This is a genomic window from Agromyces salentinus (assembly GCF_009749395.1).
Classification (GTDB): Bacteria; Actinomycetota; Actinomycetes; order Actinomycetales; family Microbacteriaceae; genus Agromyces; species Agromyces salentinus.
Window position 1 is genome coordinate 226,859 of sequence record NZ_WBIR01000002.1, and the last position, 26,139, is coordinate 252,997.

Genomic DNA, 26,139 nt, shown 5'->3' on the forward strand with positions numbered 1-26,139 from the left:
GGTCAGTCCTCGAGCAGGCGCCTGACCACGGCGTCCGCGAGTAGCCGTCCTCGCCGGGTGAGCGTCAGCCCGCCGGCGAGGGCGGCTCTCGCGTCGACGAGGCCGTCGGCGATCAGCCCGGCCACCGCATGGCGACCGCCGGCGTGCAGCGAGGCGATGTCGATGCCCTCGCGGATGCGGGTGAGCAGCAGCACGCGCTCGGTCTCCCTCGTCGGGGCGTCGAGCACCTCCCGCCCGACGGCCGGCGAGTGCCCGGCCGCGAGCCGCTCCGCATAGGCCGCCGGGTGCTTCGCGTTCCACCAGCGCACGCCGCCGACGTGGCTGTGGGCCCCGGGCCCGACGCCCCACCAGTCGTCGCCGCGCCAGTAGCCGAGGTTGTGCCGCGAACGGTGCGCGGCGTCGGTGGCCCAGTTGCTGACCTCGTACCACTCGAAGCCCGCGTCGGCGAACGCCTCGTCGGCGAGCTCGTACATGTCGGCCTCGAGGTCGTCGTCGGGCTGCGCGAGTTCGCCCCGGCGGATCTGCCGCGCGAGCTTGGTGCCGTCCTCGACGATGAGCGCGTACGCGCTCACGTGATCGGGCCGCTCGGACACGACCGCGTCGACGCTGCGACGCCAGTCATCCAGAGACTCCCCCGGGGTGCCGTAGATGAGGTCGAGGCTGACGTCGAGGCCCGCGTCGCGCGCCCAGCGCACGACGAGCGGCACCCGCGCCGGGTCGTGCGTGCGATCGAGCGCGGCCAGGACGTGCGGCACCGCCGACTGCATGCCGAAGGACACGCGCGTGAAGCCGCCCTCGGCGAGGCAGAGGAGGTCCTCGGGTCCGACCGAGTCGGGGTTGGCCTCGGTGGTGACCTCGGCGCCGTCGGCGAAGCCGAACTCCTCACGCACCGCACCCAGCATCCGCACGAGGTCATCGGCCGGCAGCAACGTCGGGGTGCCGCCGCCGAAGAAGACGGTCTCGGCCTCGCGCGAGGCGACACCGGATGCCGCGAGCACACGCCGCGACATCCGGATCTCCTCGATCGCCTGGTCGGCGTAGTCGACCTGGCGGGCGCCGCGGAGCTCGCTCGCGGTGTACGTGTTGAAGTCGCAGTAGCCGCAGCGCACCCGGCAGAACGGGACGTGCACATACACGCCGAGGGCACGCCCATCGGCGCCTTCGGCTGCCGATGCGGGCAGCAGCCCGTCGAGCGGTGCGGGCTCGCCGAGCGGGAGCGCCGAACCCACGCCTACACGCCGCCGGCGGGATGCAGGGCGCGCAACTGCCGACGCGTCAGCTCGCGGCGCCGACGCCGGATCGTGGGCCCGATGAGCCGGGCGAACCCGGTCGGGATCTCGCGGAACGAGCGGATCGTCAACCACACCGTGTCGTCGTCGCGGTGCTCGAGCACGAAGGACTCCTCGCCGCCCTCGTGACCCTCGCCGGTCGTGCCGTACGCGTACCCGACGCGGCCGGGCTCGTCGATGACGTAGACCACGAGCACCGGCGTTCGCTTGGAGCCCAGGCGGTCGTGCCGCACGAGGGTCGCCTGCATGCCCGCGGCGATGTACGGCGTGCCGTCGGCGCCGAAACGGTCCTCCGTGCGCGGCCCCGGTTGCTCGGTCAGCGGCGAGCCGTCGACGTCGTAGACGATGCCGGGGTACTGCGCGCCAGTGCCGGCGGAGACATCCGTCACCTCGTACCCGGCACCGCGCTGGATACCCCAGGTCATGAGCGCCTCGGCGGTGCGGTCGAATCGCTCGACACCGCTGCCGATGCGCACGCTGTCCTCTGCGGGCAGGTACCCGGCCGGCGGGTAGCGGAGCAGGTCGGGGTCGAGCGTCGCCCCGATGGAGCCGTAGGTCACGGACTGGTCGGTGAAGGTGCTGCGACGGGTCATCTCGGGCCTACTTCTTCGAGTCCTTCTTCTCGACGTCACCGCTCAGGGCGGCGATGAACGCCTCCTGCGGAACCTCGACGCGGCCCACCATCTTCATGCGCTTCTTGCCCTCCTTCTGCTTCTCGAGGAGCTTGCGCTTGCGGCTGATGTCACCGCCGTAGCACTTGGCGAGGACGTCCTTGCGCATGGCGCGGATGGACTCGCGGGCGATGATGCGAGCGCCGATGGCCGCCTGGATCGGGACCTCGAACTGCTGACGCGGGATGAGCTCGCGGAGCCGCCCCGTCATGAGCACGCCGTAGGCGTACGCCTTGTCGCGGTGCACGATGGCGCTGAAGGCATCGACCTGCTCGCCCTGGAGGAGGATGTCGACCTTGACGAGGTCCGCGGCCTGGTCGCCCACGGGCTCGTAGTCGAGCGAGGCGTACCCGGCGGTCTTGGACTTCAGCTGGTCGAAGAAGTCGAACACGATCTCGCCGAGCGGGATGGTGTAGCGGATCTCCACCCGGTCCTCGCCGAGGTAGTCCATGCCGAGCAGCGCCCCGCGGCGCGACTGGCAGAGCTCCATGATGGTGCCGACGTAGTCCTTCGGCGCGAGGATCGCGGCGCGGACCATGGGCTCGCGCACCTCGGAGATCTTCGCACCGGTGGGGAACTCGCTCGGGTTGGTGACCGTGACCGTCTTCTTGTCTTCGGTCGTCACCTCGTAGACCACGCTCGGCGCCGTCGCGATGATGTCCAGGCCGAACTCGCGCTGCAGGCGCTCGGTGATGATCTCGAGGTGCAGCAGGCCGAGGAAGCCGGCACGGAAGCCGAAGCCGAGGGCGACGGAGGTCTCGGGCTCGTACACGAGCGCGGCATCCGACAGCTTGAGCTTGTCGAGCGCCTCGCGAAGCTCCGGGTAGTCACTGCCGTCGATCGGGTACAGGCCCGAGAAGACCATGGGCAGCGGCTCGGTGTAGCCCGCGAGCGCCTCGGTGGCCGACTTCGCGGCCGTCGTCACGGTGTCGCCGACCTTGGACTGCCGCACGTCCTTCACGCCGGTGATGAGGTACCCGACCTCGCCGACGCCGAGCCCCTTGGTGGGCGTCGGCTCGGGCGCGCTCACGCCGATCTCGAGGATCTCGTGCGTCGCCCTCGTCGACATCATCTGGATGCGCTCGCGCGGGTTCAGCTTGCCGTCGACCATGCGGACGTAGGTGACCACGCCGCGGTAGCTGTCGTAGACCGAGTCGAAGATCATCGCGCGCGGCGGGGCGTCGGCGTCGCCGACCGGTGCCGGGATGCGCTCGACGACGCGGTCGAGCAGGTCCTCGACGCCGAGGCCGGTCTTGCCCGAGACCTTCATGACGTCGGCGGGGTCGCCGCCGATGAGCTCGGCGAGCTCGCGCGCGTACTTCTCGGGCTCGGCAGCCGGCAGGTCGATCTTGTTCAGCACCGGGATGATCTCGAGGTCGTTCTCGAGCGCCAGGTAGAGGTTCGCGAGCGTCTGCGCCTCGATGCCCTGCGCGGCGTCGACCAGGAGGATCGCGCCCTCGCAGGCGGCCAGCGAGCGGGACACCTCGTAGCTGAAGTCGACGTGCCCGGGGGTGTCGATCATGTTGAGGGCGTACGCGGTGTCGCCGACCTGCCACGGCATGCGCACGGCCTGGCTCTTGATCGTGATGCCGCGTTCGCGCTCGATGTCCATGCGGTCGAGGTACTGCGCACGCATGTCACGGTCGCTCACCACGCCGGTGATGCCGAGCATCCGGTCGGCCAGGGTCGACTTGCCGTGGTCGATGTGCGCGATGATGCAGAAGTTGCGGATCAGCGCGGGGTCGGTGGCAGCAGGCACCGGCGGGGTGTGGGCTCTCGGAGACATCCCGTCGATTCTCCCACGAGTTTGGGTTCGCACTTTCGACGGATGCCGCGTGCAGGGGGCGAGGGCTACGCTGGCCGCACCATGACCGTGTCCGCAGCCCCGTCGCCCACGCCCGCATTCGACTTCGCGCGGGTATCGCCATCGGCCCTGCGCCCGGTCTTCGTGACGCTCCGCTTCGGCCTGCACGTGCTCGTCGTCGGGCTCGCCCTGTTCGTGCTGGTCCGCGCCCTGCTCGCCGACGACGACTCCGAGGTGGCGCTCACCGTGCTCACCTTCGCGTTCCTCGGCTGCTACGGCGTCGGCATCGCTGCCTCTCGGCGGAACCTCCCCCAGTGGGCCCGCGTCCTCTGGCTCACCGCACTGCTCGCCCTCTGGGTCGGCATGTCGGCGATCACCCCGGATGCCGCGTTCCTCGCGTTCCCCCTCTTCTTCCTCGAGCTGCACGTGCTGGCCGCGCCGCTCGCCGTGCCGCTCGTCGTCCTCACCTTCGGGCTCTCGGTGTGGGGCACGGCCACGCACCAGGGATTCGCCGTCGGCACCATCCTCGGGCCGCTCATCAGCGCAGGGGTCGCGATCGTGATCGGCCTCGGCTACCGGGCCATGGCGCAGGAGACCAAGGACCGCCAGGCGCTGATCCTCGACCTCATCGCCACGCGCGAGGAGCTCGCGGCCGCGAGCCGCGAGGCCGGCACGCTCGCCGAGCGCCAGCGCATCGCCCGCGAGATCCACGACACGGTGGCGCAGGGCCTCTCGAGCATCCAGATGCTCCTGCACGCGGCCGAGCGCGACATCGCCGACGAGGCGATCCTCGGCAAGCTCGAGCTCGCACGCGCCACCGCCTCGGAGAACCTCGCGGAGACGCGGCGGTTCATCCGCGAGCTGAGCCCCCCGTCGCTCGACGAGCAGACGCTGCCCGCGGCGCTCCGCCGCCTCGCGGCGACCGTCGACGAGCAGGCCGCGCAGGCCGGCGCCGCGACCCGGGTCTCGTACTCGAGGAGCGGGACCCCCGTCACGCTGCCCATGGCCATCGACGCGACGCTCCTCCGCATCGCGCAGGGCGCCTTGGCGAACGTGCTGAGACACGCCCGCGCCACCCGTGCCGAGCTGACGCTCAGCTACCTCGGCGACGAGGTCGCGCTCGACATCGTCGACGACGGCATCGGCTTCGATCCCGCCGAGGTCGCCGCCGACGGCTCCGGCCTCCGCTTCGGGCTGCGCGCCATGCGCGAGCGGGCCGAACGCGAGAGCGGCACCATGGAGCTCGAGTCCTCGCCCGGCGAGGGCACGGCGATCTCGGTGCGCATCCCGGTGGTGGCGGCATGAGCGGTGCCGGCCTCGCGCAGGAGGCGTACCCGGCGGCCCGGAGGATCAGGCTGGTGCTCGCGGACGATCATCCGGTCGTCCGCGCCGGAGTGCGGGCGATGCTCGAGTCCGTGCCCGACCTCGAGGTCGTCGACGACGTCGACTCCGCGGATGCCGCGGTGCAGCGCGCGCTCGACGGCGACGTCGACGTGGTCCTCATGGACCTGCAGTTCCCGACGCGGATGCAGGGCGCGGAGGCGACACGGCACATCAGGTCCGCGCCCGGCGCCCCCCGGGTACTCGTGCTGACCAACTACGACACCGATGCGGACATCCTCGGCGCGATCGAGGCCGGTGCGAGCGGATACCTGCTGAAGGACGCCCCGCCCGCCGAACTCGTCGACGCGATCCGCACGGCGGCCGGCGGCGAGCCCGCGTTCGCCCCCGGCGTGTCCTCCCGACTCGAGGCGAACACCGGCATCGAACGCCTCACCGGGCGCGAGGTGGAGGTGCTCCAGCTCGTCGCGAACGGCAACTCAAACCGCGAGGTCGGCAAGGCGCTCTTCCTCAGCGAGGCGACCGTGAAGTCGCACCTCGTGCACATCTTCGCCAAGCTCGAGGTGGGCTCGCGCACCGCAGCCGTGGCCCGGGCCCGCGACCTCGGCGTCATCCGCTCCAATTGACGGATGCCGCCGCCGTGGACTCTGCGGCGACTCCCAGCCCTCGCATTGGTGCCGTGTCCGCGTTGCTGGTATCGTTGCCTGTTGGCTTGCGTGTGGGTCCCACCCCGCACGATTCGCCGCGCGAGGCCCCTCTACCTTCGCTCGGCACATCCGGTACCCGCACAAGAACGAAAGACGAACCACGTGGCAAACATCAAGTCGCAGATCAAGCGCATCAAGACCAACCTCAAGGCGCAGGAGCGCAACAAGGCCGTCAAGAGCGAGGTCAAGAGCGCCGTCCGCGCCGCTCGCGAGGCCATCGCCACCGGTGACAAGGACAAGGCCACCGCCGCCGTCCGCGTCGCGGGTCGCAAGCTCGACAAGGCCGCCAGCAAGGGCGTCATCCACAAGAACCAGGCCGCGAACCGCAAGTCGGCCATCGCGAAGCAGGTCGCTGCGCTCTGACGCACAGCCCCTGATCGAACGCCCCGCACCAGCGTGCGGGGCGTTCGTCGTTTCCGGGCTGCGATCCCCGCTCGGGGCCCGCACCGGGTTGGCGGCAGGCATTCGCGGCGTGCGCGGCATTCGCGGCGTGTGCGGCATTCGCCGCGTTCGCGGCATTCCCGGCGTTCGCGGCGTGCGCGGCGCTCACGGCGCTCGTGCCTTGGCGTCAGCGCCCGCGCCGCTGCCGCCGTGGAGCCGTGGTTCCGCGACGCGCCTTCCCGCGACGGTGTGCGGCGTGGAGGACGCCCGCCGACCTCCCGCACGCCGGGAAACCGTCGCGGGAGCGATCCTCGCGTGCGACCCGCGGCGGCCATGCGGGAATCCAGGCCGGCGTTCCAGTTGCTCCGGAGGCCGGAAGCGCGAACCCGGTGCGGCGGGCGAGGCGGCGCGCTCGTCCCTGCCGCGCCAGCAGGGCGAGCGGGCTACGACGCGAGGTCGCGGCCTCGCGCGGCGATGACGCCGATGAGTCGCTCGAGCGCGAACACCGGGTCGCGCTCGGCGCCCTTGACCGCGGCGTCGGTGCGCGCCAGCGCCACGATCGCCCGTTGCAGGCCCTCGTCGCTCCAACCGGCGAGGTCTCGCCTGGCGCGATCGACCTGCCATGGCGCCAGGCCCAGCGACGCGGCCGCCTGGCCGCCGCCGCGCACCCCCGAGACCTTGGCCATCGTACGGATCTTCATGGCGAACGCGGCCACCATGGGCACCGGGTCGGCACCGCTGTCGAGTGCGTGGCGCAGGGCGACGAGCGCGTCGCCGTGGCGACCGGCGATGGCCGCGTCGGCGACTTCGAACGCGTTGGTCTCGACCCGGCCGCCGTAGTACTTGGCGACGACGGCCTCGGTGATGTCGCCGGGGGTGTCGGCGAGCAGCTGACGGCACGCCGCCGAGAGCTCGCCGAGGTCGTCGCTGAAGGCGGCGACGAGCGACCGCAGCGCCTTCGGCGCGATCTTGCGACCGGCCGTCCGCATCTCGGCCTGGACGAACTCCTGCTTGTCGGACTCGCGTTTCAGCTCGGCGCAGACGATCTCGATCGCGCCGCCCTGACCGGAACGGATCGCGTCGAGCATGCGCTTGCCCCGCACGCCGCTGCGATGACGGATGACCACCGTCGTCGACTCGGCGGTCTGCGCCAGGTAGTCGACCACGTCGAGGATCAGGTCGTCGGTGGCCTTCTCGGCTCCGTCGATGCGGATGAGCCGGGCCTCACCGAAGAGCGAAGGGCTCGCGAGCGTGATGAGCTCGCCACGTTGATAGGCGTCGCCGGAGATCTCGCTGACCTCGAGGTCGGGGTCCTCGGCGCGGAGTTGATCGCGCAGCAGGCTCGACGCGCGGTCCGCGAGCACGTCTTCGGGGCCCGAGATGAGCACGATGGGCGCCGGGCGGACCTGACTGTAGGGAAGTTGCGGGATCGCCGCACTCGCGCGGGCGTTGCCACGTGCACCGGTTCGAGCCGCCACGGCACCTCCTGTCTCGCCCCAAGTCTACGGTCGAGGTGCGACATCCCCGGAGTCGCGCTCGACCCAGAGCCGGTAGCCGCCGCCGTCGACGGCGGTGAGCAGCGAGGTCCCGCTCCGGTCGCTCCGCACGGCGGTGGTGCCGACGCCTTCGAGCAGGTCGAGCAGGCGGTCGGTGGGATGCCCGTAGCCGTTGTCGGCCCCGACCCCGACGATGCCGACGGTGCCGCGCAGGAGCTCGTACAGGCGTTCGCTCTGGTCGGCCGACCCGTGGTGGGCGACCTTGACGAGGTCGACGCGTGCGAGGTCGGCCGAGGCGACGAGCCGGGCCTGCGCCTCCTCGCCGAGGTCGCCGAGGAAGATCGCCCGGCCGAGTCGGCCGTTCACCTCCAGCACGACGCTCGCGTCGTTCCCCGGCTGCGCCTTCGGCCGCGGCCAGAGCACGCGCCACCGCGAATCCCCCAGCGTGCCGCTGCGTCCGGCCTCGACCTCGATCGCCTCGGCTCCTGCCTCCTCGAGCGGTTCGAGCGCGCTCGAGGACCGCGTGCCGTCGAGCGGCCCGTGGATCACCACGCCGACGCGGCCGACCACCGCCGGCACCCCAGCGACGTGGTCGGCGTCCCAGTGCGTCAGCACCAGCAGGTCGATGGTCGCGACCCCGAGGAGCGAGAGGCACCGCTCGAGGGCGGCTGGATCCGGTCCGGTGTCGATGAGCGCGGTCGCACCCTCGGAACGCACGAGCACCGCGTCGCCCTGGCCGACGTCGCAGTTGGCCACGTCCCAGTCGGCCGGATGCTGCGCGCGGGCCACGACGATCGGACCGACGGAGATGCCCGTCGGCACCGCGACGAGGAGCAGCACGGCGACCGCGATGACGCGTCGGGCAGGCCCGGGCCGCGGCCTCGACATGGCGAGCCAGAGGGACGCTGCCGTGACGGCGACGAGCAGGAGCGCTCCGATCGCGTCCGCCGGCCATGGCAGCCGCGCCCCCGGCAGCGCCGCGGCCCCATGCGCGACGAGGGCGATCCAACTGGCCGGCACCCAGGCGACCTGCATGAGCGCGTATCCGACCGAGGGCAGCAGCGGCAGGACGAGGCAGCCGACCATGCCCACGATGGTGCCCACCGGGGCGGCAGGCGCTGCCAGGAGGTTCGCCGGGACGCCGTAGAGGGCGATCGACGGATCGAGGAGGACGAGGACGGGCTGGCATGCCAGCTGGGCGGCGACCGGCACGGCGAGCACCACGGCGAGCGGCGTGGGCATCACGTCGGCCAGCCGCCGCGCGAGCGGCGCGGCCAGGAGCAGCAGCCCGGCCGTCGCCGCGGCCGAGAGCGCGAAGCCGTAGTCCCGGGCGAGCCACGGGTCGACCGTGAGCAGGATCACCACCGCGAGCGAGAGCGCCGAGACGCCGCCGGCCGACCGGGCCAGGGCCATGCCGACGAGGATCACCACCGCCATCGCAGCGGCCCGGATCACGCTGGGTTGCGGCGTCACCAGCACGACGAAGCCCGACAGTGCGACGAGTGCGACCGCGACGCGGGCACCACGACCGAGTCCGCACAGGGCCGCCAGGCCGAAGGCGGCCGCCGTCACGATGGCGCAGTTCGCGCCCGACACGGCGGTGAGATGGCTCAGCGAACTCGTCTTCATGGCGGTGTCCAGCTCGGTGCCGACGGCGGAAGTGTCGCCGATCGCGAGCCCGGGCACGAGGGCGCCGCCATCGCCACCGAGCTCGGTGGCCGCGTCGGCGAACCGGTCGCGGAGGCCGCCCGCCCATGCGAGCCAGGCCGGGGCGGGAGACACGGTCGAGACCTCCCCGGGTGCCACCATCCGGAACGCGTTCGGTTCCGCCGCCGGCAATGAGCTGGCGCGGGCGCTGAAGCTGACGTGGGCGCCCCACTCCGCCTCGGCGCCGCCCAGCCCGACCGTGACCGGCACGCCTCGGACGGGGTCGCCATCGACGGCGACGAGCGTGCCGTCGACCCGCATGAGCGGCTCCGCACTGGCCCACACGGCCGCCTTCATGGGCTGGGGCGGTCGTGTCACCTCCACCACGACCTCCACCGTGCGACGCGACTCCGCCGGCTCGGCCAGTGCCGACCGCTCGCGGGCTCCGAGCCCCACCGCGGCGGCCGTCGAGACGAGGGCCGCGCACGCGAACGCGACGAGCAGGGTCGCCGCGACGGCCGCCGTCCGCGCGTGGCGTGGATGCCGCGCACGCACGACCCACCGGCGACGAGACGTCGCGAGGCGCGGACCACGAGCGACGGCGAGCCAAGCCGAGAGGAGGAGGAGCACGGTCGCCGCGCCCCATGCCCAGGTCGCGACGACCGTCGTGCCGATTCCGAGATCGGGCACGGTCACCGCGAGCCACGCCGCCGCCCATGCCGCGCACGCCGGTCCGAGGAGCCGGAGGTCGCGCACCTCAGAGCGCCACGAGTTCGGCGAGCCCGGAGAAGACCGCGTCGCCGATGCCCGCCACGTCGAGCAGTTGGTCCACGCTCGTGAACGGGCCGTTCGCCTCGCGATGGTCGAGGATCCGCTGGGCCAGGGCCGGCCCGATACGAGGGAGCGTGTCGAGCGCCGCGGCATCCGCCGTGTTCAGGTGCACCAGCCCGTCGGATGCCGCGGCGGGTCCGCCCGGGCCGCCGCCCGTCACCGCACCACCGGAGGCGGCCGCCGGCTGCTCCCCGACGGCGAAGACCACGAGCTGCTCGCCGTCGACGACCGGGCGCGCCAGGTTGACCCCGGCGGGATCCGCCTCGGCGGTGAAGCCGCCGGCGGCCGAGACCGCATCGACGACGCGTGCCCCGGGTGCGAGCTCGACGAGGCCGGGCTCGGCCACGGCCCCGAGCACGTGCACCAGGAGCGGCGTGGTCTGCACCTCGGCGGCGGCATCGCCGCTCGGAGCCTCGCCGTGCGCGACCGTCGAGCCCCCGATCACCGGCTGCTCCCCGCCGCCTCCCCCGATGAACGACAGCACCGCGGCGACCGCGACGGCGCCGACGAAGAGCACGACCGCCGCGCCGACGGCGATGCGCACCCTCGGCGTCGACCGCCGCGAGGCCGGGTCGAGGGCATCGATCGGATCGGCGAGGTCGGGCGGGGTCGCCGCGAGCGGTTCGGGACGGGCGGAGGCGGGCATGCCCGCACGCTATCGACCGGCAGCATGCGGAACGGCCGCCCGGGCCTGAACCCGGACGGCCGTCGCCGACGATGCGCTGTGGAGGAGCGCTCAGCCCCTCGTGGCGATGTTCACCAGGCGCGGCGCGCGCACGATGACGTTCACGATCTCGCGGTCGCCGATCGACCGCGTCACCGCGGCGGATGCCCTGGCGAGCGACTCGAGCTCGTCGCCGGAGATCTTCGGCGAGACCTCGAGCCGGTCGCGCACCTTGCCGTCGACCTGCACGACGGCCGTCACCGATTCCTCGATCAGCAGCGCCGGATCGGCCTTGCGCCACGGCACGAGGGCGATGGTCGGCTGGTAGCCGAGGCGCTCCCACATGTCCTCGGCGGTATAGGGGGCGAACAGGTCGAGGATCATCGCCGTGACCTCGGCCGCCTCGCGGACCGCCGCATCGCCCGCACCCGGGCCCGAGTCGATCGTCTTGCGCGTGGCGTTGACGAGCTCCATGAGCCGGGCCACCACCACGTTGAACTTGAAGGCCTCGACGAGACCGGGCGCATCGGCCAGCAGGCGATGGGTGATGCGGCGCAGTGCCGCGTCGCCCGTCTTCCACTCGACGTCGGGGCTCGAGGCCACCTCTCCCGAGATGCGCCACGCCCGGGCGAGGAACTTGGCCGCACCGACGGGCGAGACATCCGCCCAGTCGATGTCGTCCTCCGGCGGACCGGCGAAGGCGAGCGTCACGCGCAGCGCGTCCGCGCCGTGCGCGCCGAGCTCGCTCGCGAACTCGACGAGGTTGCCCTTCGACTTGCTCATCTTCGTGCCGTCCATGATGACCATGCCCTGGTTCAGGAGCGAGGTGAACGGCTCGGTGAAGCTCAGGTATCCCTCGTCGAACAGCACCTTCGTGATGAACCGCGAGTAGAGCAGGTGCAGGATGGCGTGCTCGACTCCGCCGACGTACTGGTCGACGGGCGCCCACTTCTCTGCCTCGGCCGGGTCGAAGGCCATGCCCGCGTCGGTCGGGTTGAGGTAGCGCAGGTAGTACCAGGAGCTGTCGACGAACGTGTCCATGGTGTCCGAGTCGCGGCGTGCCGCTCCCCCGCAGTTCGGGCAGGAGACGTTGACCCAGTCCTCGGCCGCGCCGAGCGGGCTCGAGCCCTTCGGCTTGAGGTCGAGCCCCGCGGCGTCCGGCAGCCGCACCGGGAGCTCGCTGTCGGGAACGGGGACCTCGCCGCAGTCGGGGCAGTGGATGATCGGGATCGGGGTGCCCCAGTACCGCTGACGCGAGATGAGCCAGTCGCGCAGGCGGTAGTTCTTCGCAGCCCGTCCGAGGCCCCGATGCTCGAGCAGGTCGATGACCCGGCGGATCGCGTTCGACTTGGAGAGCCCGTCGAGCGGCCCGGAGTTGATCAGCCGGCCCTCGCCGGTCAGCGCCTCGCCGGTCTCGGCCGGGTTCAGCGGCGGCAGGTCGTCGGGCAGGTAGGGAACGCCGTTCTCGTCGAGCGGGATCACGGGGATGACGCCGGTGACCGGCTGGTTCGTGTCGACGACGACGCGGACCGGCAGGTCGAAGGCGCGCGCGAAGTCGAGGTCGCGCTGGTCGTGCGCGGGCACGGCCATGATCGCGCCGTGGCCGTAGTCGGCCAGCACGTAGTCGGCCGCCCAGATCGGCAGGCGCTCGCCGTTCACCGGGTTGATCGCGTGTCGCTCGAGGAACACGCCCGACTTGGGGCGGTCGGTCGAGAGGCGGTCGATGTCGCTCTCGGTGCGCACCGAGTCGAGGTAGCCCTCGAAGCGGGCCTTGACCTCGTCGGAGGCCCCCGCGGCGAGCTCCGCCGCGAGCTCGGAGTCGGGCGCGACGACCATGAAGGTCGCACCGAACAGGGTGTCGGGTCGCGTGGTGAAGACCGGGATGCGCTCCTCGCGGCCCTCGATCTCGAACTCGACGTCGGCTCCGGCCGAACGCCCGATCCAGTTGCGCTGCATGGACAGCACCTTCGAGGGCCAGGCGCCCTCGAGCTGGTTGAGGTCGTCGATGAGGCGGTCGGCGTAATCGGTGACCCGGAAGTACCACTGGGTCAGGGCCTTCTTCGTGACGACCGCGCCGCAGCGCTCGCAGTGGCCGTCGATGACCTGCTCGTTCGCGAGCACGGTCTGGTCGTTGGGGCACCAGTTCACCTGGCCGGCCTTGCGGTAGGCGATGCCCTTCTCGTAGAGCTTCAGGAAGAGCCACTGGTTCCAGCGGTAGTACTCGGGGTCGCTCGTGTGCAGTTCGCGGGACCAGTCGAACGACGGCGCGTACTGGCGGAACGAGCGCTTCTGCTGCTCGATGTTCTCGTAGGTCCAGCCGCGCGGGTCGACGCCGCGCTTGATGGCGGCGTTCTCGGCCGGGAGGCCGAAGGAGTCCCAGCCGATCGGATGCAGCACGTCGAAGCCCTGGTGGCGCCAGTAGCGCGCGACCGTGTCGCCGTAGCCGAACGCCTCGGCGTGGCCCATGTGGAGGTCGCCTGACGGGTACGGGAACATGTCGAGGATGTACTTGCGCGGCTTCGTGTCACCGGGGCGGCCAGCCGTGAACGGCTTCGCCTCGTCCCACACCGGAAGCCACTTCGCCTGGATGGCGGCGAAGTCGTATGCGCCGGGGTCGACCTCGTGCTGATCGTGTGCCACGTGACTCTCAATCGTGTCGATGCGGTTGCCCGCACTGCGTCTGGGCACGCCAGACGTCGACGCACCGAGAGTCAAGCCTACTCACTCGCGCTGTGCGCTCGCCGCGTCCAGGACCGCCAGCAGCGCCCTGGCCTTGACCCGCGTCTCCTCGATCTCCTCGGAGGCGACCGAGAGGGCCGTGATGCCTCCGCCGGTGCCGATCGAGGCGCCCCCCGGTCCCAGCACGATCGAGCGGATCACCATCGCGAGGTCGACGCCGCCGTCGACCGCGAGGTAGCCGAACGCGCCGGAGTAGACGCCCCGCGGACCGCCCTCGAGCCCGTGCAGGATCGTCATCGCGCTGTGCTTCGGTGCGCCGGTCATCGACCCGGCCGGGAAGGCGGCCTTCACGGCGTCCAGGGACGTGAGCGGATGCCGCAGCCTGGCGCGGACCGTCGAGACCAACTGGTGCACGTGGGGGTACTCCTCGACCGCGAGCAGGCTCGGCACCTCGACGGTGCCGAGTTCGGCGATGCGACCAAGGTCGTTGCGCATGAGGTCGACGATCATGAGGTTCTCCGCGCGCTCCTTCTCGCTCTCGAGGAGCTCGCGGCGCAGTCGGCGGTCCTCCTCGCCATCCGGATGCCGCGGCCGGGTGCCCTTCATCGGCTTCGTCGACACGATGCCGCCGGGGGTCACGTGGAGGAAGAGCTCGGGCGACGCGCTGAGCAGCGCGTGCTCGCCGAAGCGGAGGTAGCCGCCATGGTGGCTCGGGCTCGACGCCCGCAGGGCGAGGTAGGTCGTGGCCGGGTCGGGCGTCACGTCGAGGTCGATGCGGTTGGTGAGGCACAGCTGGTACGCGTCGCCGCGGCGGATGGCGTCCTGGCATGCGCCGATGAGCGTGGCGTAGGACTCGGGCGGGTGGCGCCAACGATGCTCGGGCGCGGCCTCGGGCACCGGCGCGGGATCGACGGCGGACCTCGCGCCCTCCTCCGCGTCGGGGTGCGCACCGTCCTCCGAGGCGCTCGGGAGTCCCGCCCACGCGTCGATCAGGCCCTGCTGCCACGCGGCGATGGACTCGATGCCGCGATCGGCGACGGCGTCGTCGTCATCGTCGTCGTCCTCGAGCCAGACCAGGTCGGCCGAGCGCGCGGCGTGGTCGAACACGACGGCGCGGTCGACCCACAGGAACGCGGCATCCGGTGCATCGGTCGGCTCCGCGGGGACGCCGACGATCCGCGCACCGAACTCGTAGCCGAACCAGCCGAACCAGCCGAGCGGGGCGTCCGGGCTCACCGCATCGGAGCCCGCTCCAGGACGCTCGAGCGGCACGGCGAGTGCTGCCCCGAGCACCGCGAGCACGTCGTCGACGGTGCCGCGATCGGCCACGGCCGCCTGACCGGATGCCGCGGGGCGATGCCTCGAGATCGCGCCCGTCGCGACATCCGCCGTGATGAGCTCGCTGCCGGCGTGCGCCGCCGCGAGGATGCTGAGTCCGGCCACGGCTGCCGGGCCCGCATCGAGCCACACGACGTGTGCTGCGTCGGTGAACCGTGCCCGGAAGAGCAGGTGCGGATCGGACCACCCGTCGAGGCGGCGGCGTCGGACTCGGCGCGGCATCCCCTCACCCTATGTCGTCGCGCGGCCCGCGAGTCGCCCGTCGGCCATGACGACCTCCCGGTCGACGAGCCGGTCGTCGAGCGGTGCGTGCGAGATGACCAGCACCGTCCGGCCGTCACGCCGTGCTGCGGTCACGAGGTCCCGCATGAGCGCGTCGGCCTGCGCCGCGTCGACGTTCGCCGTGGGCTCGTCGAGCACGAGCACCGGGAACCCCCTGAGGCTCGCGCGCGCGAGCGCGATGCGCTGGGCCTGGCCACCGGAGACGAGCGAGCCGCGCTCGCCGACGGGCGCGTCCAGGCCCCCGCGCTCGAGCACCCACGTGCGAAGGCCCACCAGTTCGAGCGCGTCGAGCAGGTCGTCATCGCTCGCATCCTCGCGGGCGAACAGGAGGTTCTGGCGCACGGACTCGTCGAACAGCCACGGCCGCTGCTCCACCAGCCCGACCGCGCTGCGCAGGTCGCCGGGATCGAGCAGTGAGGCCTCGATGCCGTCGAGGCGGTACGAGCCCTCGTAGTCGAGGAAGCGCACGAGCACGTGGGCGAGCGTCGTCTTGCCCGCGCCGGAGGGCCCGCGAAGCAGGACGCACTCCCCCGGCAACAGGTCGAGGTCGACGTCCGCGAGCGGGGCGCTCGATGCCGCCCCGTCCGCGGGCCGGCCTGCGTGCTGCGGCCACACGGCCCGGATGCCGCGCAGGCCGACGAGGGGCGGCCCGTCGCCGGTGGGCAGCGCGACCGGCGCTGCCGGCGGCACCGGAACTCCCGCCGGCACGTCCTCCGGCACCGCCTCGTCAATGCGGGCCGCCCCGGCGCGGGCGATCCGCCACGACGTCGCCGCGAGCGGGATGGCGCCCGCGACCTCGGCGATGGCGAGCGGCACGAGGCAGAGGACCGCGAACGTCGGCCCGTCGATGCGGCCGTCGGCGAGCAGCGGTGACGACGCCGCGAGGCTCGCGGCCACCGCGAGACCGCCGATCGCCGTCGTCGCGGCGGATGCCAGGCCGGCGACGGCGACACGGGCTCGGCTCGCCCGGGCCAGTCGCTCGCCGAGCCGTTCGATGCGGGCCCGGCTCGCGTCGGCCGCGTCGAACGCGACGAGCACGTCGACCGACTGCACGTGCTCGAGCACGGCGGCCTGGAGGTCGCCCCTGAGCGGCGCCAGGTCGCGGTCGGCACGGGCCGCCGCCCGTCGCTGGGCGAGCAGGGTCAGGCCGATGCCGCCCGCAAGGCACGCGAGGATCGAGAGCGCGGAGCCGGGGGCCAGCACGGCCACCCCGATGATCGCGGCCGCGAGCACCACGAGCGCGCTGACGACCGGCTGCACCACCCGCAGGGCCACGTTCTGCAGGTCGTCGACGTCGTCGACGAACCGCGCGAGCAGGTCGCCCCGGCGAACGCCCACGAGTCCGTCGGGGGCGAGGGGCAGCATCCGCTCGAACACCCCGGCGCGGATGGCGGCGAGCTGGCGGAACGACGCGTCGTGGCCCGTGAGCCGCTCGAGGTAGCGGAACACCGCGCGGCCCAGCGCGAAGGCGCGCACGCCGACCACGGCGACCGAGAGGTAGAGCACGGGCGGCTGCTCCGCCGCCCGCGTGATGAGCCACGCGGAACAGGCGAGCAGGGCGATGGCGGAGGCGCCCCAGCCGATGCCCGCGAGGATCGACGGCGCGAGCCGCGCGGGTGACGGAAGGGCGGCGCGCAACGCGCCGGGTCGACGCTCAGACACGGGCGCCCTCCAGGTCGAGGACGCGATCGGATGCCGCCGCCAACGCCGCGCGGTGGGTCGCGACGATCACCGTCGCACCCTCGTCCGCGAGTTCCCGCACCCCGCGGGCGAGGATCGCCTCGCGAGCGGGGTCCTGGGCCGAGGTCGGCTCGTCGAGCAGGAGCACGGTCGCCTCCCCGGCGAGCAGACGATGGATCGCCCTCGCGGTCGCGACGCGCTGCGCCTGGCCTCCCGAGAGGCCGAGGCCACCCGGTCCGACGAGCGTCCGCGGGTCAAGCTCGACCCCGGCGAGACGCATCGCGCGCTCCGCGTGCCGGGGTTCGGCGTCCTCGAGGCCGAGCCGGACGTTCGACTCGATCGAACCTGCGAACAGGGTCGCGCCCTGCGGCGACCAGGACAGGCCCGAGCGCGCCGCCGGACCCGGTGGCAGGCCCCGCACCCGGATCCCGCCCTCGAACGGCACGAATCCGAGGATGGCCGCGAAGAGGCTCGACTTCCCGGCGCCGCTCGGCCCCGTGATCGCGACGACCTCTCCCGCACGGGCCAGCAGGTCGACCTCGTCGACGACCGGGCGACCGCCTCGACGGACGTTGACACCCTCGAGGAGGACGCCGTCCGCGGCATCCGGCCGGCCGGCCCTCGATACGACGTCGACGTGTGCGGAGGACGCCGCCGCGGCCGCATCGAACAGCTCGAACGCGTCGGTCGACGCCGTCATGCCGGCCGATGAGGCGTGGAAGGCGGCCCCGACGTTCCGCACCGGCAGGAACACCTCGGGGGCGAGCAGCAGCACGAACAGGCCCGGAAGCAGTCCGATCTCGCCCCACACGAGGCGGAACCCGATCGACACGGCGACGATCGCGACCGACAGGCTCGCCGCGAACTCGAGCGTGAATCCCGACAGGAACGTGACGCGCAGCACGCTCATCGTGCGCCTGCGGTAGTCCTCGGTGACCGCGCGGATGCGGCCGGCCTGACGTCCGGCCCGGCCGAATGCCACGAGCGTCGAGAGACCGCCGACGACCTCGAGGAACCCGCGCGACAACGTGGTGAGCGTGTCGTACTGGCGGCGCTGCACGCCGGCCGTCGCCATGCCGATGAGCGCCATGAACACCGGGATGAGCGGCAGCACGATGACGAGCACGAGCCCGGACAGCGGGTCGGCGAGCCAGACGACCACGACCAGGATCGGCGTCGCGATCGCGGTGAGGACCAGCTGCGGGAGGTACGTGCCGAAGTAGGCGTCGAGCGCTTCCAGGCCGGGTCCGAGCAGCGTCGCCGTGCGGCCGCTCGGAAAACCGGGCACGCCGTCGGGCACCGTCTCGAGGGCGTCCAGCACGTCGCCGCGGAGCTCTCGCTTCACGCGCATCGCGCCCGAGGACCCCACGACGTCCCAGAGCCACGCGGCGGCGGCCCGGACGGATGCCGCGGCGACGAGCCCGACGAGCCACGGCCACTCGGCGTCCAGGCGGCCGCCATCGATCAGGCGGACGACGAGCGTGGCCAGGGAGAGCGCGAAGCCGACGGTCGCGGCCGCCTGCAGCAGGGCGAGTGCCCCACCCGTCACCAGGAAGCGGCGGGCGGCGCGGGATCGCCGGACGAGCCTCGGATCGAGTGGCTTCACGTCAGTGCGCGGATGCCTCGACCGAGGCCCGCGTGACGCGCCTGCGGAAGACCCAGTACGTCCATCCCTGGTAGAGCAGCACGATGGGGAGGGTGAACACGGCGACCCACGTCATGACCGTCAGCGTGTAGTCGGTGCTCGAGGCGTTCTCGATCGTGAGGCTGTTCGCGGGGTCGTTGGATGCGGGCATGACGTCGGGGAAGAGCGCGGAGAAGAGCGCGAGCACCGCGGTGGCGACCGTTACCGCGAGCAGCGTGAACGCGACGCCCTCGGATCCGCGGAGGTTCATGAGCCAACCGCCGATGAGCGCGAAGGCCGCGATGGCCGCGAAGACCCAGAACCAGAACGTGCCGAAGGCCAGGCCCGTCCAGAGCAGGAACGCCGCCGCGACGACGATGGTGACGAACCCCGACCGCGTGGCGAGGCGCTGGGCGCGCTCACGCAGGTCCCCATCGGTCTTCAGCGACGCGAAGACCACGCCGTGCGTGAAGAAGAGCAGCAGCGTCGTGACCCCGCCAAGCAGGGCGTACGGGTTCAGCAGCGTGAGAAGGCTGCCCGTGAAGTTGTGGTCCGCATCCAGGGGCACGCCCGCCACGATGTTCGCGAACGCGACGCCCCAGAGCAGGGCCGGCACGGCAGAGCCGACGACGATCATGCCGTCGAACCACGCCTTCCACTTCGAGTCGGGCCGCTTGTGACGGTACTCGAAGGAGACGCCACGGGCGATGAGGGCGAGCAGGATGAGCAGCAGCGCCAGGTAGAACCCCGAGAAGAGCGTCGCGTACCACTCCGGGAACGCCGCGAACAGCGCGGCACCGGCGACGATGACCCAGGTCTCGTTGAGGTCCCACACGGGGCCGATCGTGTTGATGAGCACGCGCCGGTCGGTGTCGTCCCTGCCGAGGAACGGCAACGACATGCCGACGCCGAAGTCGAACCCGTCGAGCACGAAGTACCCCACGAAGAGGAACGCGACGATCCAGAACCAGAGTGTTGCGAGATCCATCTCCATCGCCTCCTAGTACACCGTCGTGGCGGGTTCGATCCTGCCGGTCTCGGGGTCCGGGTCCCCGACCTCCGGTGGGCCCTTGCGGATCGCCTGGATGATCAGGCGCACCTCCACCACCAGGAGGATCCCGTAGATGAGCGTGAACGCGACGAGGGAGATCAGCACCTCGAGCCCGGTGACGTACGGCGAGACGCCCGACTCGGTCTTCATGAGGCTGAAGACGATCCAGGGCTGGCGCCCCATCTCCGTGAACACCCAGCCGACGCTCATCGCGAGCAGCGACAGCGGGAAGCTCCAGATCGCGACCTTCCAGATCCACGCCTGCTTCGGCGTGCGCCCCTTGCGCGTGACCCACAGGCCGACGACCGCGATGAGCACGTGCGCCATGCCGAGGCCGATCATCCAGCGGAACGCCCAGTACGTGACCCAGAGGATGGGCGCGTAGTCGCCGGGTCCGAACTGCTCGGTGTACTGCGCCTGGAGGTCGTTGATGCCCTCGACGCATCCGTCGAACGTATGCGTCGAGAGGAACGAGAGCAGGTACGGGATGCGGATCGAGAACAGCTCGCTCGAGCCGTCGGGCGTGCCGAGCGTGAAGATCGAGAATGAGGCGTCGGCACCGCAGACCGTGTCGAACGTGGCCTCGGCCGCCGCCATCTTCATCGGCTGGGTCGCCACCATGGCGAGGCTCAGCTGGTCGCCGAAGATCGTGGTGAGGATGCCGGAGCCGACCATGAGCCACAGGCCGTACTTCAGCGCCGGCCGCATGGTCTCGAGGTTGCGGTTGCGCGCGAGATGCCAGGCCGCCGCGCTGATGATGAGGCCGGCGGCCACCATGAAGCTCGCGGCGATGGTGTGCGGGAAGGCGGCGAGGGCGACCCGGTTGGTGAGCAGGGCCCCGATGTCGACGAGCTCGGCGCGGCCGCTCTCCGCGTTCATCTCGTAGCCGACGGGGTTCTGCATGAACGCGTTCGCGGCGAGGATGAAGTACGCCGAGAGGATCGTGCCGACCGCGGTGGCCCAGATCGTGGCCAGGTGGATGCGGCGGGGCAGCTTGTCCCAGCCGAAGATCCAGAGGCCGATCATCGTCGCCTCGAAGAAGAACGCCAGGAGGCCCTCCATCGCGAGCGGCGCGCCGAACACGTCGCCCACGAAGCGCGAGTACTCCGACCAGTTCATGCCGAACTGGAACTCCTGGACGATGCCCGTGACGACGCCCATGGCGAAGTTGATGAGGAAGATGTTGCCGAAGAACCGGGTGATGCGCAGGTACTCGGCCTTGCCCGTGCGGTACCAGGCCGTCTGGAAGACGGCCGTGCTCGTCGCGAGTCCGATGGTGATGGGCACGAAGAGGAAGTGGTAGACGGTCGTGAGGCCGAACTGCCATCTGGCCAGCAGCAGCGGATCCAGCAGGTCGTTCACAGGTGCCCCTCTCGCGCGGTCGCGTCGCGGTGACGTTCTTCTACACAGCGTAGAACATTCAGGCGGTGAGCGGTAATCTGGATGCATGGCGAGTCTCGGAGAACTGGAACGCTCCGTGATGGAGGTGCTCTGGACGAACGACGCCTCCCTCACGGCGAACGAACTCCGCGATGCCCTCGCGCTGCGCGATGAGGCGTCCGGACGCACGGTGGCGACCACCACGGTGCTCACCGTGCTGTCCCGTCTCGAACGCAAGGGATTCGTCTCCAGGTCCCGCGACCAGCGGCCGCACCGGTACCGGGCGCTCCTCTCCCGCGAGGAGCACACGGCCGAGCTCATGCACGAGGTGCTCGACCGCTCGAGCGACCGCGACGCGGCGCTCGCCCGATTCGTCGGCACGGTGAGCGCCACCGAGGCCGCGACCCTCCGCAAGCTCCTCGACGACCTCGCGCCGCGCTGAGCATGCTCGCCACGGCCATCGTCCTCGGCGTGATCGCCGTGGCACTCGCGTGGCCCGTGCCGATGGCGCTGTCCAGGGCCGAATGGCCGGCTCGCGCGCCCGCCATGGCCCTCGCGCTGTGGCAGGGCATCGCCCTCGCGGGTGCGGCCTCGATGATCGGCGGCCTGCTCGCCTTCGCCGCCATCCCGGCGGGATCCTTCGCGGCTGCCGCGGAGCAGTTGGCGCCGGCCCTGCTGCACGGGGCGATCCCGCCCCAGTACGCGGTCATCCACCTCGCCGCCCTCACGCTGGCCGTCGGCCTCGCGGTGCACCTGATGCTGAACGTGGCGCTCACGGCAGTCCGCGCCGAACGGGAGCGACGGCGCCAGCACGAGCTCATCGCGATCCTCGGCGATCCCATGCCCGGCATGCCGCGCACCCTGGTCCTCGCGCACCCCGAGCCGCTGGCCTACTGCGTACCCGGGTTCCGCACGGCCACCGTACTCACCGACGGGCTCGTCCAGGCCCTCGGCCCGGACGAACTCGCGGCCGTCATCGCCCACGAGCGCGCGCACCTCGACCAGTTCCACCACCTCGTCCTGCTCTCGTTCCGGGCCTGGCACAGCGCACTGCCCTGGTTCCCGATCGCGAATCGGGCCGAACGGGCGGTCGCCCTCCTGACCGAGATGCTCGCCGACGACACCGCGAGGCACGAGGTCGGCGATCGTGCACTCGGCTCGGCGATCCTCCTCGTCGGCAGCTCGGGCGAGCCGGGGGCCTACGCGGAGTCGGGCGGGGTCTCCCCCGATCGCGGCATGCTGGACGCCCGGCTCGCACGGCTCGGAATCAGCCTCTAGGGTGACGCCCCGCCGAGGCGCCGCCGTTACGCTCGAACGATGAACGAGATCCTCGACTGGATCCTGAACACCGTTCAGAGTGTCGACCCCGTTGCCCGGACCCTGCTCGCCGCGCTCGGCATCATGCTCGAGACCTCGGTGCTCATCGGACTCATCGTGCCGGGTGACACGATCGTGCTCGTCGCCTCGACCGCGGTCGACGGCGTCGTGGAGTACTTCGCCCTCGTCATCGCGGTCATCGCCGGAGCGCTCATCGGCGAGAGCATCGGCTTCGCGCTGGGCCGCTGGTTCGGCCCGCACATCAAGCGTTCACGGCTGGGCCGTCGCCTCGGTGAGGAGAACTGGGCGAAGGCGCAGCGGTACCTCGATCGCCGCGGCGGCCCCGCGATCTTCATCTCGCGGTTCCTCCCGGTGCTGCACTCCCTCATCCCGCTCACCGTGGGCATGAGCACGATGCGGTACCGCCGCTTCATCTCCTGGACCCTGCCCGCCTGCGTGATCTGGACCTTCGCCTACGTGAGCGTCGGCAGCCTCGCCGCCGGGAGCTACCGCGAACTGAGCCGCGACCTGCACTGGGCAGGCTACCTGTTCGTCGCCGTGATCGTCGTGTTCCTCGTCGCGGCCTGGCTCGCCAAGCGCCTGATCTTCCGGTCGGAGTCGGCGCACATGGAGCACCGGGCCGACGAGGAGACCGCGCCCGCCGACACCTCGGCCTCCCCCTCCGACGGCGAAGGGCCGGATGCCGCAGCATCCGACCCCTCGCGTCCTTCGACCGGCTTCTAGAAGAGGTCCTGCTCCGCCAGCCAGTCCTCGGCGATCTGCTCCGCGGACTGCTGCTCGTTCACGCTCAGCGCATTCAGCGCCACGAGCTCCTGGGGCGTGAGGGCCGCGCTCACGGTGTTGATGACCTCCGCCATCTCGTCCGTGATCTTCTCGCTCACGACGGGCACCACGTTGGACGCGAGGAACAGGCCATCTGGGTCCTCGAGCGTGACGAGGTCGTTCGCGGCGATGTTGGGGTCGGCGCTGTAGATGTTCACCATCTGCACCTGGTCGTCGACGAGCGCCTTGAGCGTCAGAGGTCCGCCGCTGTCCTCGATCGGTGTGAAGGCGACGTCGACGCCGTAGACCGACTTCAGCCCCTCGGGCCCGTAGGGACGGGATTCGAGTTCCGAGTTGCCGCCGAGCGTGATCGGCGTGGAGACGCCGGCCAGGTCCGCGAGGCTCGTGACGCCGTTCTCGTCGGAGAACGCCTTCGTCACGTTGTAGGAGTCCTGATCGGTGGCGGAGGACTGCTCGAGGACCGAGACGCCCTCGGGAAGCGCGTCGGCGAGCTCGGCGTAGACGTCGTCGCTCGTCTTCGACTCGGTGTCGGGCACGTAGTACTGGAGGAGGTTTCCCGTGTACTCGGGGAAGAGGTCGATCGCCCCGTCCTCGATCTCGGGGATGTAGACCTCGCGCTGGCCGATACGGAGGTCCCGCTCGACGGTCACGCCGTTCGCCTCGAGCGCCTGCGCGTAGATCTCGGCGATGATCTCGTTCGAGTAGTAGTCCTGGGAGCCGACGACGATGGTCTCGGATGACTCGTCGCCGCCACCCGATCCGCTGTCGAGCGGATCACCGGACGAACACCCTGCCAGGGCCACTGTCGCCCCGACCGCGACCGCTGCAAGTGCACCGAGCCGGCCTCTTCCTGCTGTGAACATTCCTGCTTCTCCTTCGATTCGGGTCACCCCGTGGCCGCTCGCGACCGGGCCGGTCTCGAGCGGAGTTCCCTGGTTCGCGTCGCCCGCACGCCGGCGGGGACGACGATGCGCTGCACGAGTGCGAAGCACCCGTCCACCACGAGAGCGAGGGCGATCACCAGGATGGAACCGCCGAGCATCTCCGCGTAATCCCGTGTCTTCAAGCCCTGAAAGATGTACCGCCCGAGTCCCTCGTCGGCGAGGTACGCGGCCAGCGTCGCGGTCGCGATGATCTGCACCGAGGCCGAGCGGATGCCGCCGACGAGGATCGGCAGCCCCAAGGGCAGCTCCACCCCGCCGACGATCTGCAGTTCGCGCATGCCCATGGCCCTCGCGGCGTCGACGGTGCGCCGGTCGACGGATTCGAACCCCGCGTACGCACCGGCGAGCAGCGGCGGGATCGCGAGGATCACGAGCGCGAGGATCGGTGCGGTGAGGCCGATGCCGATCCACAGGCCGAACAGGGTCAGCACGCCGAGCGTGGGCAGTGCGCGCAGACCGCCCGAGACCATCACCGCGGCTTCGCGACCGCGGCCAGTGTGGCCGATGAGGGCGCCGACCGGCAGGGCGATGACCATCGCGATGAGCAGCACCGTCGCCGAGACGGCCAGGTGCTGACCGAGGCGCTCGGGGATGCTGCCCGGACCCGACCAGTTGGCCGGGTCGAGGATCCACGCGAAGCCCTCGACGAAGAGGTTCATGCTGCTCCCGCCACCCGTTCGGTCGTCTCCATCGCGCGTTCCTGCGACGCTCGGCGTCCGCTCGGCGTGCGCGTCCACGGCAGCAGCAGGCGCCCGAGGAGCACCGCGACGAGGTCGAGCACGAGGGCGAGCAGGATGGTCGCGACGATGCCGGTGACGATCTCGGCCTGGATGCCGCGCTGGAAGCCGTCGGTGAAGAGGCTGCCGAGGCTCGGGACGCCGATCACCGCGCCGACCGTCGCGAGGCTCACCGTGCTCACGATGACGACGCGCAGGCCGGAGAGCAGCACCGGACCGGCCAGCGGGAGTTCGACGCCCCAGAAGCGCCCGGACGCCGAGTAGCCGAGCGCCGTCGCCGACTGCCGCACCTCGCGGGAGACGGAGTCGAAGGCGTCGGCCGCCGTGCGCACCATGACCGCGACTCCGTAGATCGTCAGGGCGATGACGAGATTCATCGGCGAACGCAGCCCGAACCCGGTCAGGGGCGGGAGCGAGACGAAGAGCGCGAGCGACGGGATCGCGTAGAGCAGCGCGGCGATCGAGAGCAGGACGCCACGTGACCAGGCGTAGCGATGCGCCGTCCAGCCGAGCGGAATCGAGAACACGAGACTCAGGATGACAGCGGGCACCGACAATGCCAGGTGCACCAGCATCAGCTCGCCGACCTCGTCGAGGTTCGACCACAGCCAGGTCACGGGGCGAGCACCCCGGCCGGGCGGCCGTCGCCGTCGACCACGACGGTGCGGCCGTCGACCTCGGTCAGGTGCAGCGAGCGCTTGCCGCGTTCGGCCCCCACGAAGTCGGCGACGAAGGCGTCGGCCGGTGCGGCGAGGATCTCCGCGGGCGAGGCGGCCTGCGAGATGCGACCGCCCTGCTGCATGATGACGATCTGGTCGCCGAGGAGGAAGGCCTCGTCGATGTCATGCGTGACGAAGACGACCGTCTTGCCCAGCTCGCCCTGCAGCCGCAGCAGCTCCTGCTGCAGCTCCGAGCGGACGATCGGGTCGACCGCGCCGAAGGGCTCGTCCATGAGCAGGATGTTCGGGTCGACCGCGAGCCCGCGGGCCACGCCGACGCGCTGCTGCTGGCCGCCGGACAGCTGCGATGGGTACTTGTCGGCGAGCGACCGCTCGAGGCCGACCGTGTCGAGCAGCTCCAGCGCGCGGGCCCTGGCCTGCTTCCGACTCACGCCCGTGAGCACGGGCACCGTGGCCACGTTGTCGACGACCGTGCGGTGCGGCAGGAGCCCGGAGTTCTGCATCACGTATCCGATGCCGCGGCGCAGGCGCACGGGATCGACGGTCGCGACATCCGTGCCGTCGATGAGGACCTGGCCGCCGGTCGGATCGACCATCCGGTTGATCATGCGCAGCAGCGTCGTCTTGCCCGAGCCCGACGAACCGACCAGCACCGTCGTGGTGTGCGGCTCGATCACGATGTCGACGCCCTCGACGGCGACCGTGCCGTCGGGATACTGCTTGCTGACGCCTCGGAACTCGATCATCGCTGCCCCTCACCCGATGCGGCGGGCGGGCGCCCGATCGCAGTTC

22 protein-coding genes are annotated in these 26,139 nt (G+C 71.5%); 6 read left to right on the plus strand and 16 right to left on the minus strand.

The features are described 5' to 3' along the window. Window positions 1-2 precede the first annotated feature (2 nt). The 3 genes from hemW to lepA are packed head-to-tail and all read right to left on the minus strand — an operon-like array spanning window position 3 to window position 3,746. Window positions 3-1,229: a radical SAM family heme chaperone HemW gene (gene hemW / locus GQQ95_RS03980; protein ID WP_157426347.1), complete on the minus strand. Its 1,227-nt coding sequence runs from the start codon at window positions 1,227-1,229 to the stop codon at window positions 3-5. 2 nt (window positions 1,230-1,231) lie between these two features. Then, the gene (locus tag GQQ95_RS03985; RefSeq protein WP_157426348.1) at window positions 1,232-1,882 is read right to left on the minus strand and encodes a DUF1990 domain-containing protein; all 651 of its coding nucleotides are present in this window, start codon (window positions 1,880-1,882) and stop codon (window positions 1,232-1,234) included. 7 nt (window positions 1,883-1,889) lie between these two features. Then, window positions 1,890-3,746, minus strand: a complete 1,857-nt coding sequence (gene lepA / locus GQQ95_RS03990; RefSeq protein WP_157426349.1) for a translation elongation factor 4 — start codon at window positions 3,744-3,746, stop codon at window positions 1,890-1,892. Window positions 3,747-3,827: 81 nt separating this feature from the next. Between lepA and GQQ95_RS03995 the strand changes: the two genes are divergently transcribed. From GQQ95_RS03995 to rpsT, 3 genes are all read left to right on the plus strand, one after another. After that, window positions 3,828-5,069 carry a sensor histidine kinase gene (locus GQQ95_RS03995; protein WP_157426350.1) on the plus strand — a complete coding sequence of 414 codons (1,242 nt, stop codon included), beginning with the start codon at window positions 3,828-3,830 and terminating at the stop codon, window positions 5,067-5,069. Further along, complete coding sequence (locus GQQ95_RS04000; RefSeq protein ID WP_157426351.1) at window positions 5,066-5,731, plus strand: response regulator transcription factor; 666 nt, start codon at window positions 5,066-5,068, stop codon at window positions 5,729-5,731. The genes GQQ95_RS03995 and GQQ95_RS04000 overlap by 4 nt, the downstream gene beginning before the upstream one ends. A gap of 183 nt (window positions 5,732-5,914) precedes the next feature. Beyond that, window positions 5,915-6,175, plus strand: a complete 261-nt coding sequence (gene rpsT, locus GQQ95_RS04005; RefSeq protein ID WP_092966030.1) for a 30S ribosomal protein S20 — start codon at window positions 5,915-5,917, stop codon at window positions 6,173-6,175. A 461-nt stretch (window positions 6,176-6,636) separates the two neighbouring features. On the opposite strand, the gene holA is transcribed toward rpsT, so the two are convergent. The 9 genes from holA to GQQ95_RS04050 form a co-directional block, all read right to left on the minus strand. Beyond that, the gene (gene holA / locus GQQ95_RS04010; RefSeq protein WP_157426352.1) at window positions 6,637-7,671 is read right to left on the minus strand and encodes a DNA polymerase III subunit delta; all 1,035 of its coding nucleotides are present in this window, start codon (window positions 7,669-7,671) and stop codon (window positions 6,637-6,639) included. Window positions 7,672-7,695: 24 nt separating this feature from the next. Continuing rightward, entirely contained in the window at window positions 7,696-10,092 is a 2,397-nt protein-coding gene (locus tag GQQ95_RS04015) for a ComEC/Rec2 family competence protein (RefSeq protein WP_157426353.1), read from the minus strand. A 1-nt stretch (window position 10,093) separates the two neighbouring features. Continuing rightward, a complete protein-coding gene (locus GQQ95_RS04020; RefSeq protein ID WP_157426354.1) occupies window positions 10,094-10,813 on the minus strand; it encodes a ComEA family DNA-binding protein in 720 nt (239 codons plus the stop codon). 90 nt (window positions 10,814-10,903) lie between these two features. Then, window positions 10,904-13,471: a leucine--tRNA ligase gene (gene leuS, locus GQQ95_RS04025; RefSeq protein ID WP_212275272.1), complete on the minus strand. Its 2,568-nt coding sequence runs from the start codon at window positions 13,469-13,471 to the stop codon at window positions 10,904-10,906. Window positions 13,472-13,552: 81 nt separating this feature from the next. Beyond that, a complete protein-coding gene (locus tag GQQ95_RS04030) occupies window positions 13,553-15,070 on the minus strand; it encodes an anthranilate synthase component I family protein (protein WP_157426355.1) in 1,518 nt (505 codons plus the stop codon). A gap of 9 nt (window positions 15,071-15,079) precedes the next feature. Beyond that, on the minus strand, window positions 15,080-16,792 hold the full coding sequence (gene cydC, locus GQQ95_RS04035; RefSeq protein ID WP_157426356.1) for a thiol reductant ABC exporter subunit CydC: 1,713 nt from the start codon (window positions 16,790-16,792) through the stop codon (window positions 15,080-15,082). Then, window positions 16,785-18,416 carry a thiol reductant ABC exporter subunit CydD gene (cydD, locus tag GQQ95_RS04040; RefSeq protein ID WP_157426357.1) on the minus strand — a complete coding sequence of 544 codons (1,632 nt, stop codon included), beginning with the start codon at window positions 18,414-18,416 and terminating at the stop codon, window positions 16,785-16,787. The genes cydC and cydD overlap by 8 nt, the downstream gene beginning before the upstream one ends. Before the next feature lies 1 nt (window position 18,417). Further along, complete coding sequence (gene cydB / locus GQQ95_RS04045) at window positions 18,418-19,422, minus strand: cytochrome d ubiquinol oxidase subunit II (protein ID WP_157426358.1); 1,005 nt, start codon at window positions 19,420-19,422, stop codon at window positions 18,418-18,420. 12 nt (window positions 19,423-19,434) lie between these two features. Then, window positions 19,435-20,847, minus strand: a complete 1,413-nt coding sequence (locus GQQ95_RS04050) for a cytochrome ubiquinol oxidase subunit I (protein ID WP_157426359.1) — start codon at window positions 20,845-20,847, stop codon at window positions 19,435-19,437. A gap of 85 nt (window positions 20,848-20,932) precedes the next feature. On the opposite strand from GQQ95_RS04050, the gene GQQ95_RS04055 reads away from it, so the two are divergent. Genes GQQ95_RS04055 through GQQ95_RS04065 form a run of 3 tightly spaced genes read left to right on the plus strand, consistent with a single transcriptional unit; the run spans window position 20,933 to window position 22,926 of the window. After that, on the plus strand, window positions 20,933-21,307 hold the full coding sequence (locus tag GQQ95_RS04055; RefSeq protein WP_157426360.1) for a BlaI/MecI/CopY family transcriptional regulator: 375 nt from the start codon (window positions 20,933-20,935) through the stop codon (window positions 21,305-21,307). 2 nt (window positions 21,308-21,309) lie between these two features. Beyond that, window positions 21,310-22,143, plus strand: a complete 834-nt coding sequence (locus GQQ95_RS04060; RefSeq protein ID WP_157426361.1) for a M56 family metallopeptidase — start codon at window positions 21,310-21,312, stop codon at window positions 22,141-22,143. Window positions 22,144-22,182: 39 nt separating this feature from the next. After that, on the plus strand, window positions 22,183-22,926 hold the full coding sequence (locus GQQ95_RS04065; RefSeq protein ID WP_157426362.1) for a DedA family protein: 744 nt from the start codon (window positions 22,183-22,185) through the stop codon (window positions 22,924-22,926). Here the strand turns inward: GQQ95_RS04065 and GQQ95_RS04070 are convergent. The 4 genes from GQQ95_RS04070 to GQQ95_RS04085 are packed head-to-tail and all read right to left on the minus strand — an operon-like array spanning window position 22,923 to window position 26,093. Further along, entirely contained in the window at window positions 22,923-23,849 is a 927-nt protein-coding gene (locus tag GQQ95_RS04070) for an ABC transporter substrate-binding protein (RefSeq protein ID WP_157426363.1), read from the minus strand. The two genes, GQQ95_RS04065 and GQQ95_RS04070, sit on opposite strands and share 4 nt — an antisense overlap. A 23-nt stretch (window positions 23,850-23,872) precedes the next feature. After that, entirely contained in the window at window positions 23,873-24,589 is a 717-nt protein-coding gene (locus GQQ95_RS04075; protein WP_157426364.1) for an ABC transporter permease, read from the minus strand. Next, window positions 24,586-25,284 (minus strand): ABC transporter permease, encoded by a 699-nt coding sequence (locus GQQ95_RS04080; protein ID WP_212275274.1) that lies wholly within the window; start codon window positions 25,282-25,284, stop codon window positions 24,586-24,588. The genes GQQ95_RS04075 and GQQ95_RS04080 overlap by 4 nt, the downstream gene beginning before the upstream one ends. Then, window positions 25,281-26,093 carry an ABC transporter ATP-binding protein gene (locus GQQ95_RS04085; protein WP_157426365.1) on the minus strand — a complete coding sequence of 271 codons (813 nt, stop codon included), beginning with the start codon at window positions 26,091-26,093 and terminating at the stop codon, window positions 25,281-25,283. The genes GQQ95_RS04080 and GQQ95_RS04085 overlap by 4 nt, the downstream gene beginning before the upstream one ends. Between the last annotated feature and the right edge of the window lie 46 nt (window positions 26,094-26,139).